7 protein-coding genes are annotated in these 12263 nt (G+C 64.3%); 5 read left to right on the forward strand and 2 right to left on the reverse strand.

Annotated features, from left to right (window positions below; translation table 11 throughout):
• The 5 genes from AC1MH0_RS21105 to AC1MH0_RS21125 form a co-directional block, all read left to right on the forward strand.
• Positions 1 to 903, forward strand: a 903-nt coding sequence (locus AC1MH0_RS21105; RefSeq protein ID WP_480966134.1) for a replication initiator protein A, incomplete at its 5' end; no start/stop codon positions are given.
• 177 nt (positions 904 to 1080) lie between these two features.
• Positions 1081 to 5301, forward strand: a complete 4221-nt coding sequence (locus AC1MH0_RS21110; protein WP_480966135.1) for a strawberry notch-like NTP hydrolase domain-containing protein — start codon at positions 1081 to 1083, stop codon at positions 5299 to 5301.
• 124 nt (positions 5302 to 5425) lie between these two features.
• Entirely contained in the window at positions 5426 to 7489 is a 2064-nt protein-coding gene (locus tag AC1MH0_RS21115; protein WP_480966136.1) for a ParB/RepB/Spo0J family partition protein, read from the forward strand.
• A 139-nt stretch (positions 7490 to 7628) separates the two neighbouring features.
• Entirely contained in the window at positions 7629 to 8552 is a 924-nt protein-coding gene (locus AC1MH0_RS21120) for an ArdC family protein (protein WP_480966137.1), read from the forward strand.
• On the forward strand, positions 8549 to 9196 hold the full coding sequence (locus tag AC1MH0_RS21125) for a hypothetical protein (protein WP_480966138.1): 648 nt from the start codon (positions 8549 to 8551) through the stop codon (positions 9194 to 9196). The genes AC1MH0_RS21120 and AC1MH0_RS21125 overlap by 4 nt, the downstream gene beginning before the upstream one ends.
• Positions 9197 to 9200: 4 nt before the next feature.
• Here AC1MH0_RS21125 and AC1MH0_RS21130 read toward each other — a convergent pair whose 3' ends face one another.
• Both AC1MH0_RS21130 and AC1MH0_RS21135 read right to left on the reverse strand, forming a co-directional pair.
• Positions 9201 to 10697: an efflux transporter outer membrane subunit gene (locus AC1MH0_RS21130; protein ID WP_183937967.1), complete on the reverse strand. Its 1497-nt coding sequence runs from the start codon at positions 10695 to 10697 to the stop codon at positions 9201 to 9203.
• 7 nt (positions 10698 to 10704) lie between these two features.
• Positions 10705 to 12261: an MDR family MFS transporter gene (locus AC1MH0_RS21135; RefSeq protein WP_480966139.1), complete on the reverse strand. Its 1557-nt coding sequence runs from the start codon at positions 12259 to 12261 to the stop codon at positions 10705 to 10707.
• Positions 12262 to 12263: the final 2 nt, after the last annotated feature.

The following is a 12263-nucleotide window of genomic DNA, read 5'->3' on the forward strand; positions in this document are numbered from 1 at the left end:
ATGGATTCGCGAGAAGTCGCTCTCACCCAGGGTAAGCTGTTCGACTATCTCGACAGCCCGCTGCACGGCAAAGTCCGTGGCGAGCAGAGTATCATGGACTTTCCACTCTTCTCGTTAGCGAAGCGGCCTCAGATGGAGGCGATGACCTACGAAATGGACGGCGTCAAAATCGAGATCAAGCCCAGTTCGAGCGGTATCGCGACGATGTGGGATAAAGAGGTCCTGATCTACGTCCTGTCGCTGATGGTGCAGCATATTGGTCGGACCGGGGGTGAAGTACAGAACGTCTTCACCTTCAATGCACACGACTTCTTCCGGGCGACCGGCGTCGGACGCCCATCGAAGCGTGATTACGATCGCTTCATCGAAGCGCTCGGTCGTCTGCAGGGCACGCAGATCCGCACGAACATCAAAACTGGCACCGTGGGGACGAAGGGCTTCTTCTCCTGGTTCGCGGAAGCGCAGGCGACCACTCGCGAAACGGCGAGCGGCGTCGATCAACTCATGCCGGTCCGCGTCCAGCTCTGTGACTGGCTCGTCCGCGCGGTCTCGCGTGACAGCCGTATCTATGACTACCACAACGACTATTTCCGTCTCGGCTCGATTGAACGACGCCTTTATGAATTGGCGCACTGCTATTGTCGTGATGAAGAATATGAAATGCCTCTGGAAATGCTGGGTGCGAAGATCGGCTCAACGTCGCCGCTCCGCACGTTGAAAAGTCAGCTCAAGAAGATCGCAGCCGAGAATAAAATGCCGAGTTATTCGATCGAAGTTCGTGAAGTTGTCCCCGAAGTCCCTGCGCGGGATAAACTCGGCCGACGGGTCGGGAAGCCCGAAACGGTCGTTGTGATGCGGCCCAAGGATCGGTCGATAGGCGGTCGGGCCGCGTTGGCCGCCTGATATCGACCCATATGCCTGACATCCTGCCCGTCTAGCGGCGGCCGACACGTCGCGACAGGCTCTGGGAGATTGCGTCGCGGTAGCGATGCTTCGTCGGGCAAAAGGCGTTCAGAGGAGAGGGAGCCTTCGGCTTGTTGATCCGGTGATGATCACCGGGCGACAAGAAGGAAGCCCTCGATGCGTACCTCAACCGCAGCTCTCGAACTCGATTTTACCGAACCCTCGATCACGGCCGCCAAAGCAGTCGCCGACATCATCGCCAGGAACGGATCGCTCCAACGTGACACGCTGCTGTGGGTCATGGAGCAAGCCTATGGCGGATCCTCGGCCGACGGTCGCTGGTCGCTTCGCGACGCTTACGACATGCTCGAACTCGCCGAGGTCATTTACCTGGTGAAGGCCGACCTGCCAGCCACGCCGGGCGATTGCCTTGTCGCACTGACCGAGCTGGTCGCCGGCCTGCCCACGCATACCGTCCGCAGCGAGGAGCAAATCGAGCTTCAGCAATTCTCGACCCCCGCCCCGATCGCCTATCTCGCTGCGCTCGCTGGCAGGATCGCGACCACGGATCTGGTCCTCGAACCGTCTGCCGGCACCGGCCTGCTCGCCGCCTTCGCGCACCGCGCCGGTGCCCGCCTGGTCCTTAACGAGATCGATCCGGCCCGCGCCGAGATGCTTGCGGCCGCCTTCCCGGGCGTCGCTGTCACGCGCCACGACGGCGAGCTGATCCACGATCTGCTCGAACCAACGATCCGGCCCACGGCCGTCCTCATCAATCCTCCCTTCTCGCGCAGCATCGGTCGCCACGCCGACCGCCAAGCAGCGTTCCGGCATCTTCGCGGCGCCTTGATGCGTCTCGGCACCGGAGGCCGCTGCGCCGCCATCCTGCCCGACCGCGTCGACACGTCGAGCCGCGGCTGGGCGAAGGCGACCGAGGGCTGCACGCTGACGCTGCACCTCGAACTGCCAGCGAACGCCTATGCGAAGCATGGCACCAGCCAACCTGTGAAGATCATGGTGCTGGAAAAGGGAACCGGCACGCCGGCCGAGCTGATCCGGTGCGCGACGCTCGCCGATGCGCTCGCGGCGATCGCCGCAAAGGCCGTTCCACTTGTGTCGGCGCCTGTCCCGCGCACGGCCTCGTTGCTGGCCCGCCCGCGCGGGCGCAGCTCGCTTCTTGGCGGCTTGGCAAGCAAACCACGCCTGAGCGCGCCCCCGGCAAAAGCCGCGCAGTCGCAGACCGCGACGCCGATCGATTACACCGTGTTCGCCGAGCCACTTCCGACCGGCGAGTCTGTCGGTGTGTACCTGCCCTATCGGCCGAGCCGCATCGCGATCGGCTGCGCATCGGCGCATCCAACCGCTCTGGTCGAATCGATCGCCATGGGCTCGATCACCGCGCCACGGCCGACCTACGTCCCCATGCTCCCGCACGCGGTCGTCGATGCAAAGACGCTCTCCGACGCGCAGCTCGAGACACTGATCTATGCCGGCGACGCCTTCGAGCGCGACATCCCCGGCCTGTTCAAACCTGTCGAGGAAGGTCTTTCGATCGCACCATCCGAGGATGGCCGTCCGTACCGGACCGGCTTCTTCCTCGGTGACGGCACCGGCGCCGGCAAGGGCCGCCAGGTCGCGGCGATTATCCTCGACCAGTGGCTGCGCGGTCGCCGCAAGCACATCTGGGTCTCCAAAACCGAGACGCTGCTCGAAGATGCGCGTCGCGACTGGGCCGCAGTTGGCGGTCTCGCGCTCGACATCCAGCACCTCAACCAGTGGAAACTCGGGTCGGCCGTAGGCGCTGCCGAAGGCGTGCTGTTCCTCACCTATGCGACGCTGCGCTCCAATCGCGGTGACAAGGGCACGCGGCTACAGCAGATCCTGGAATGGGTCGGCGACGACTATGACGGCATGATCGTGTTCGACGAGGCGCACGAGATGGCCGGTGTCGCAGGCGGCGAAGGCAGTTTCGGCACGAAACAAGGCTCCGACCAGGGCATCGCCGGCGTCCGTCTCCAGAACCTTCTTCCGCGCGCTCGCGTCCTCTACGTGTCCGCGACTGGCGCGTCCGACGTCAACAACCTCGCTTACGCGACCCGGCTCGGGCTGTGGGGTCCGGGCACGGCCTTCGCCGATCGCCGGACCTTCGTCGACTCCCTGCGCCGGGGCGGGATCGCCGCGCTGGAGCTGATCGCGCGCGACCTGAAAATGCAGGGCCTCTACGTTTCGCGTGCGTTGAGCTTCGCCGGTGTCGAGTACGAAATCCTCGAACACAAGCTGACCGTCGACCAGATCGAGGTCTATGACGCCTATGCCGATGCGTGGGCGATCATCCACAGCAACCTGCGCGCCGCGCTCGACGCGACCCGCGTCACGGACAGCTTCTCGAACGACACCTACAACAGCGGCGCCAAGGCCGCTGCGTTGTCGATCTTCGAGTCCACCAAGCAGCGGTTCTTCTGCCAACTCCTGATCGGCATGAAGCTCCCCTCACTCGTGCCCGCGATCCGCGCCGATCTCGCCCGCGGCGAGAGCGTCGTGATCCAGCTCGTCTCCACGTCCGAAGCGATGCTCAACCGGGCACTTGCCGCGCTGACCGTCGAAGAGCGGGCGAACCTCGACATCGAGCTTTCGCCGAGGGAGTTCCTCATGTCCTATCTGACGGCCGCCTTCCCGGTGCGTCAGATGAAGACCTTTGTCGACGACACAGGCAAGACCCGCTCCGAACCGATGTCGGACGAGGACGGCCGCCCCGTGTTCAGCCAGGAGGCGCTGGCAATGCGCGACAACCTTCTCGAGCAGCTCTGCGCGCTGCCCATCGTCGGCTCCGCGCTCGATCACATCATCGGGCATTTCGGCACCGATGCAGTCGCCGAGGTGACGGGGCGCAGCCGGCGTGTCATCATGGACGCCCACGGCCGCCAGCGCGTCGAAAGCCGCTCGCCCCGCACCAATCTCGCCGAGACCGACGCCTTCATGCGGGGGCAGAAGAAAATCCTGATCTTCTCCGACGCTGGCGGCACCGGCCGCAGCTATCATGCGAGCCTTACCGCTGAGAACCAGTCGCGTCGCAATCATTACCTCCTCGAGCCAGGCTGGCGTGCTGACGCCGCCATCCAGGGGCTCGGACGCACGCACCGCACCCACCAGGCGACCGCACCGCTGTTCCGGCCGGTGTCGACCGACTGCCGGGGCGAACGCCGCTTCATCTCGACGATCGCGCGCCGGCTCGACAGCCTGGGTGCGCTTACCCGCGGCCAACGGCAGACGGGCGGTCAGGGGCTGTTCGATCCACGCGATAATCTCGAAAGCGACTATGCCAAGGAGTCACTCGAACAGTGGTTTCGTTTGCTCGCCAATGGCAAGCTGCGCTCGACCACGCTGTACGAGTTCCAGAAGCTGACCGGCCTCGAGCTGGAGGGCGAGGGTGGCGGGATCAAGGAGGAGATGCCCCCGATCCATCGCTGGCTCAATCGCATCCTCGCGCTGCGCATCGCCATGCAGAATGCGATCTTCGACGAGTATCTCGGGCTGATCGAGGCACGGATCGAGGCGGCCAAGGAGGCCGGCACGCTCGATCTCGGCGTCGAGAGCATCAACGCCGAGCGCATCACGATCCTCGATCGCACCGTCATCCGGCGCGATCAGACCAGCGGCGCCGAGACCGAGATCCTGCGGTTAGAAACCGAGGAACGCTACAAGCCGCTCGCGCTCGATCGCGCTTTGCGGATCCTTGGCGACGACGCCCGCCTGATCGTCAACCGCAAGTCGGGCAAGGCCGCGATCCGGTGCAGCACCTACTCGCTGACCGACGACGACGGGGAGATCGTGCGTCGCTACGAGCTGGTGCGGCCCATGCGCACCGAGCGGATGCGGCAGGATCTTCTCCTCGAGACAATGTGGGAGGATGCCAGCGAGGCGGAGTTTTCCGCGCTGTGGCAGGCCGAGGTCGAGGAAATGTCGGGCAAGACCCGCATCAGCACGCTGTACCTCGTCACCGGCCTGCTCCTGCCGGTGTGGGACCGTCTGCCCGACGATCACGTCCAGGTCTGGCGGTTGAACACCGATGATGGCCAGTCCTTCCTCGGCCGCATCGTTCCTGCGCCGCTCGTGACCAAGCTCGCGGACGCCTTCGGCATCGCCGCGACCATCACGGTGTCGGGTGCCGAGACCGCCAGGCACGTCATGGCGACGGCTGAGATCACCGCGCTCGGTTCGTACCGGCTGAAGCGCAGCCTGGTCGCCGGCCAGCAGCGCCTCGAACTGCTCGACTGGCCGCACACCCGGTTGCCGGAGCTGAAGGCAGCCGGGTGCTTCACCGAGATCATCCAGCACAAGACGCGGATGTTCGTTCCCGTCGCGACCGCCGCGACCGTGATCGATCGTATCACCGCCTGACACGAACGAGGCTCTCTTCCCGATCATCAAAGGGAGGGGAGGGAGCCTTCGGCTTTTTGAGCTTGGAGGACCAGGCTCGCGTGACCGCGGGACGCGGCGCGCCATTTCCAAACGGAGACGACCGATGATCCAGTCCGTGAAGATCAAGAACCTGACGCTGTCGAAGGACAATGTGCGCAAATCCAACCGTGACGCAGGGATCGACACCCTTGCCGCGAACATCGCAGCCCAGGGGCTGTTGCAGAACCTGATCGTCACCCCGCTCAAGAAGGCGGGTACGTTCACGGTGAAGGCGGGCGGTCGGCGCCTGCGCGCGCTCCAGCTCCTGATCCAGCAGGGCACCCTCCCCGCTGACCACACCGTCCCGGTCCTCGTGCTGAGCGATGACGACAACGCGATCGAGGTAAGCCTCGCCGAGAACTTCCAGCGCGTGCCGATGAATCCGGCCGACGAATGCACCGCTTTCAACTTCCTGATCCAGAAGGGCATGACCGCCGAGGACGTCGCCAAGCGCCAGGGCGTGACCACCCGCTTCGTCGAGCAGCGCGTGCGCCTTGCCGAGCTGGCCCCAACCGTGTTCGAGGCGCTCGCAGCCGGCGAGATCACGCTCGGCGTTGCGCAGGCTTACGCCGTCACCACCGACGTCGATCGCCAGACGCGTGTGTTCGCCCAGATGAAGACCTCCTACTACGGCGATAACCCCGACAACATCCGTCGCGCCATCCTCAACGGCACCGTCAAGGCGAACGACGCCAAGGCCCGCTTCGTCGGTCGCGAAGCCTATGTTGCCGCAGGCGGTCGCATCGAGGGCGACCTGTTCGCCACCGAGGGCGACGAGAACTGGATCGACGTCGACCTGATCGAGACGCTCGCCGCTTCGAAGCTCGAAGCCGCAGCGGCCGAACTGGCGAAGTCCGAAGGTCTCGCGTTCGTCACGCCGATCGCGGCGACGCACGTCCCCTACGATCTGGAGCGCCAGCTTCACGAGTATCACGCTCCGGCCCGCGCCCTCACCGAGGACGAGACCGCGCGTGTCGAAGTCCTGTCGGCCGAGAACGACGCGCTGATCGACCAGCTCGAGCAGGAACTGCTCGACGGCAGCGCCGAAGCCGAGGCGGCGAACGCGCGTATCGAGGCGATCGAGCGCGAGCTGGAGACGATCGAGGACGCCCGGCACGAGATCGATCCGGCGCTTAAAAGCCAGATCGGGACGTTCGTCTATATCGGGGGCGACGGTGAACCCCGTGTCCACACCCGCCTCTTCAGCGAAAAGCCGGTCGTGGATCCGAACGCCCCGCCCAAGGAGTCGGGCGGCGCAACCGGGGACGGCGATGCCGGCGACGCCGAACAGGGGCGCACCCTCAGCGCCACGCTGATCGATGAACTGGCGACGCAGCGCCGCCAGATCCTCGTCGCCCACGTTGCCAGCGACCCGGCGATGGCACTCGACCTGACCATCTTCCTGATGGCGCAGAACGTGGTGTTCGAGCAGGCCCACATCCCCAACCACTCGACCCTGAAGTCGAGCGCCGCGGGCTTCCCGATCTTCGCCTTCCGCGACGAGGGTTCGATGGCGTCGCAGACGATCGACGACCAGCGCCAGCGGCTCGACACGAGCTGGGCGGGTCTGCCGACCATGACCGCCCGCTTCGACGCCTTCCGCGCGCTCGACGACGAGGCCCGGGGCGCTTGGGTAGCATACTCGATAGCACGAACTCTCGAACCGACGCTCAACGTTGCCGAGGGCTATCGGAGCAACGGCTTCCACGACCATCTCGGTCGCCTCCTCGACATCCAGGTCGAGAATTGGTGGCGCCCGACGGCCGAGAACTTCTTCGGCCGGGTCAAGAAGACCGTCATGCTCGACGCGCTCGAGGAGATTGGAGGTCCGATCCTGCGCGGCCGATACAAGGACGCCAAGAAGGGCGACCTTGCCGGCACCTGTGCCTCGCTGTGCAACGGCCAGGGCATCGTCGAAGCCGAGATCCGCGAGAAGGCGACGGCCTGGTTGCCGGAAGCCATGCGCTTCGAGGCACAAGAGAAGGCGGCACGCACGCCGCTGCGCTCGAGCTTCGTCGATGACGAGACCGGCACCGATCCGGACGAGGACGAGGATACCGATCTCGACTCCCGTGACGACGCAGTGATCGATCACGAGGAAGAGGGGGATTTCAGCCAAGCGGCCTGACGCCGGCTTGCACATTTCGAGGCACCTGGGGGCGGCACTCTTCGCGCAAGTGTCGCCCCTGTTTTTGTGACCCGGCACCGCCCTTTCAGAGGGGAGGATGCTCACGGGAGTTTGCCTCACCTCAATCAGGAGACCGATCGTGGCACAGACCACCGACAAGCCCTTGCCTGCCGACATCATCACCAACACCATCATCGACAAGCTCGAATCTGGAGTACGGCCCTGGGTCAAGCCGTGGCGCCCCGGCCTTGGCGGCCGTCCGCTGCGCGCAACCGGCGACCCCTACAAGGGCATCAACTGCTTCTGGCTATGGCTGTGTGCCGAGGGCGCAGGCTACAACTCGCGCACCTGGATGACGTACAAACAGGCGCAGGCTCACGGCGGCCAGGTCCGCGAGGGCGAGCGGTCGCAGATCGCGATCTTCTATAAATCCTACAGCAAGACCGTCGAATCGGTCGTCACCGGCGACACAACCGACGAAATGCGGCGCGTGCTGCGCTCCTACGCCGTGTTCAACTGCGACCAGATCGACGGGCTGTCTCCCGACTTCTACCCGAGCCCAGTCAGCATCGTGCCCCCGACCGATGCGCTGCCCGAGCGCGCGCAGCGCTTCCTCGATGCGCTGCCGGCGACGGTCCACATGCGCGGAGATCGCGCGTTCTACGACCGTACCGCCGACAGCATCACCATGCCGCCCGTCGCGCTATTCTCGACGCGCGCCTATTTCGCGGCGACGCTCGCCCATGAGGCTGGCCACTGGACCGGCCATCCCGACCGGCTCGATCGCACGTTCGGCAAGCGCTTCGGCGACGACGCCTATGCGTTCGAGGAGCTTTGCGCCGAGATGACCTCAGCGCTGCTCGGTGCCGATCTTGGTCTCCCGACCTCGCACATGGACGATCACGCCGCCTATATCGGCTCGTGGTTGAAGGTGCTGCGCAAGGACAGCCGGGCGATCATGACCGCCGCGGCCAAGGCCGAAGCCGCAGCCGGGTATCTGCTCCGCGCAACCGGGCTCGACGCCTTGGCCGAACCCGAGGAACAGATCAGTGAAGCAGCATGACCGCTCCGGCCGCCCTCCCCGACCTCGGCGCCTACCGGCACTTCGTCGTGGCATTCAGTGGCGGCAAGGACAGCCTTGCCGCCCTGCTCCACCTGCTCAGCCTCGGCGTGCCGGCACACGCGATCGAGCTGCATCACCATGATGTCGATGGCCACGGCCCGACCTTGATGGATTGGCCGTGCACCCCCGCCTATGTCCGCGCGATCGCCGACCATTTCGGGATCGCGCTCTACGTCTCGTGGCGCGTGGGCGGCTTCGCGCGCGAGCTGGCGCGCGACGACGCGCCGACCGCCCCGATCGCGTTCGAGACGCCAACCGGCATCGGCCGTGCCGGGGGCAAGGGCCCTGCCGACACGCGCAGGCTCTTTTCCCAGACGTCTCCCGATCTTCGGGTGGGCTGGCGCAGCCCCGCGCTAAAGATCGACGTCCTCGCGGCCGCGATCCGGAATCAGCCGCGCCTCCTCGACGGCCGCACGCTGGTCATCACCGGCGAGCGCGCCGAGGAAATTCCTGCGCGTGCGCGCTATGCGACGCTCGAGCCGCATCGCACTTCCACCCCCGCGCGTGAGGGCGGCACCCCGCTTGTCGATGCCGATATTCCTGTACGTCAGCAATACAAGGGCCGCACGGGCGGGATTGGCTGAGGAATTACTTGGTTGTTCCGAGAGACCTGGGCGAGGCATCGGGTGCCAATCCTTGATAGGTCGATTCCCCCCATCCAAGTCCTAGTGATTTTTGGATGGCGACATAACTTGCCGTAAGAGCCGCAATCGCACTTTGAAGGTTTGATGCGGCAAGCACTTTCTGACGACCGGACTCGAGTGCGTCGCTGCGGGAAATCACCTTTCGCTGGAAGCGTTGTTGTGTCAGAATATCTGACTCGTCGGCTGATCGCTTGATCTCGGCGAGCGCTGCCACATTGCGACGTTGCTGTGCAAAGCGCGCGAGCGAATTCTCGGCGTCCTGGAACGCACCTAGAACGACCTGTCGATACTGTGCCTCAGCTTCGTCTCGTCCAGCGCGCGCTTGCGTTATCTGGGCCGAAGTTCGTCCAAAATCGAGCAACCCCCATTGTAGCTGGGGCACGGCAATGTTGGAGATATTTCCCAGATCGACCAAGTCTCCGACAGACGTTCCGCCGATGCCTAGGATCCCCATAAAGCTGATCTTGGGAAAACGCGCTGCTTCAGCGACGCCAATCCGGGCAGTCGTGGCCGCCAGATTGCGCTCGGCGGCGCGTATGTCGGGTCGACGGCGAAGGAGAGAGGCGGGATCGCCGATGGCGACGACCTGTGGCGGCAAGGGGACGTCACGCGGGACAGCCAGCAAGGAATCGAGCCTCCCTGGCGCCTCCCCTGCAAGCACGGCGAGCGCATTGAGATAAATTCCGATCTCCGCCTCAGCCGTAGCGAGATCGCCGTTGGTAGCCTGAATGGCGCGGTTCGCCTGACCAATGGCAAAGGCCGGCACCGTGCCTTGCTGAAAGCGTTGCCGAGCGAGGCCTAGCTGCTGCTTCTGCAGGTCCAGCCCCCCACGAAGTGCAGCGGCGCGCTGCTGCCGGTCCCGCAGATTCGTATAACTTTGCGCAACGTCGGCTGCGAGTTGAACGTGTGCATCTGCCGCGTTGTAGGAAGCCGCTGCGGCTAGTGCGTTAGCGGATTCTATTTTTCGGATCTGGCCTCCTGCAAGATCGATTTCCCAATTTGCGTTCAGGCCGAGATTGAAAAACTGGAGAGAGGAATCCGCGTCCTGGGAAGGGGGCGTTGCGCCGTTCCCCTGAGCCGACTGCAGATCGATCCCGGGAAGGTCCGCGAAGATTCCGGTCGCTTGTGCCCCAGCTTTCGGAAAGCGGTTAGCGCGCTCCTGGCGCACGGATGCACGCGCCTGACGGAGCCGCGCCTGGGCGACATCGATCGACGGATTCGCTGCAAGTGCGCGTCGCTCAAGCTCGTTCAGGACCGGATCTTGAAGAGCCGTCCACCACTCAGCAACTGCGGGGTCATTGGTGCTCGTACTCGCGGTCTGGCGCACGAACTTGGATTGGGGGGCGGCGCGACCCAACCCCGGCGGTCCGGCGTAGTCCGGGCCAACGACACATCCGCCGAGCAGCAAGGGGGCGAGAACGAGACCTCTGAAGTTTGTCATCGCAGCCTCAATGCATCGCCATGGACTGCCCTTTGGGCAGCGGGCGCAGGAACAAAACGAGTGGAAGCGTGGCCAGTGTCGCAAGCGCCATCGCCAGGAAAATGTCATTGTACGTCATGATGAAGGCCTGCTGCTGAATGGTCCCGGCAAGCGACTGAAGGGCGGCGTCCATCTGGCCAAACGTCCTGGCCATGCCGGCGAGATAATTTTGCAACCTTGGGTCGTTTGCCCAAAGGGTCTCTTCCATCCGCCGGCTATGGAGCGACATTCGCTGGTCCTGAAAGGAGGCCAGGGCGGCCAAAGCGAACGACCCGCCGAGATTTCGTGCGGCATTGAAGATGCCTGATGCATCACCGGCATCCTCCTTGCTGACCGAAGCGATAGTGGCCTGGTTCAGGAACAGCATGGTGAGGATCATGCCGACACCACGCAGTAACTGTCCGGCGGTAAAGGCTTCTCCGGCAGATTCCGCGGTGAGGCTGGTGTTGACGAGGCAGCTGGCGGCCATGAGCGCAAGGCCTGTGCCGACGGCGAGCCTGATATCGACGACGCGGATAAGCAGCGGGATGACGGGCATCAGCAAGAAGGCAGGCACACCCATGAGGAAAATCACCTGACCCGTCTCAAGGGCGTTATAGTCAGCGATCAGCGCGAGGAATTGCGGGATGACGAAGGTCGAGCCGTACATCACCATGCCCAGCGCCAGCGCCATGACGACGACGCTGCCGAATTGTCGATTCATTACGATCCGCAGCTTAAGCACAGGCTTGGCGGCCCTGAATTGTCCGATCCCCAACATGACAAAACCAATCAGGGTCATGATCGTCAGCCGGACGATGTACGTCGATTCAAACCATTCTTCACGGTGCCCTTCCTCAAGCACGACCGTCAGTCCTCCCAGGCCGAGGATCATGCCGACAATCCCGAACCAGTCCGCATCGCGGAAATAGACCCAGTTCGTTTTCTCGTGCGGCAGGCCGAGAAGCAGCAGCAGCACGAGCAGACCGCAGACCGGCACGTTGACGAAGAAGGCATAATGCCAGCTCAGATTTTCCGTGAGCCAGCCTCCGAGCAGGGGGCCAAGAACCGGACCCAGGATGACGGTCATTCCAAAAAGGGCCATGCCGATCGGCTGTTGCGATGGCGGGAGGCGCTTTGCGACGATCGTCATCGCTGTCGGGATGAGCACGCCGCCCGTGAACCCCTGACCCGCCCTGCCGACGATCATTGTCATCAGATCCGTAGCGGTGCCGCACAGGACCGAGAATCCTGTAAAAGAGGTCACCGAGATGAGGAGAAGTGTCCTCAATCCCAAAAGCCGTTCCAGCCACGCGCTCAGCGGTATGATGATGATCTCGGCAACGAGAAAAGCCGTGGCGATCCACGTTCCTTCCGTGCCGGTCGCTCCGATCTCCCCTTGGATAGTCGGCAGCGCCGAGTTGACGATCGAGATGTCGAGCGTCGCGAGCAGCGCGCCCAGCGCGCCGGCCGCGACCGCGATCCAGGCCGTCGAGTCGGCTCGCTCGGCGCGTAACGTCCCCGGACATGCAGCAACCGTCGCCACGC

Source organism: Sphingomonas sp. AP28, assembly GCF_056680455.1.

Coding starts and splice junctions, on each gene's coding strand:
- AC1MH0_RS21130 (WP_183937967.1), bottom strand. CDS start 10,697: ATGACAAACTTCAGAGGTCTCGTTCTCGCCCCCTTGCTGCTCGGCGGA.
- AC1MH0_RS21115 (WP_480966136.1), top strand. CDS start 5,426: ATGATCCAGTCCGTGAAGATCAAGAACCTGACGCTGTCGAAGGACAAT.
- AC1MH0_RS21110 (WP_480966135.1), top strand. CDS start 1,081: ATGCGTACCTCAACCGCAGCTCTCGAACTCGATTTTACCGAACCCTCG.
- AC1MH0_RS21125 (WP_480966138.1), top strand. CDS start 8,549: ATGACCGCTCCGGCCGCCCTCCCCGACCTCGGCGCCTACCGGCACTTC.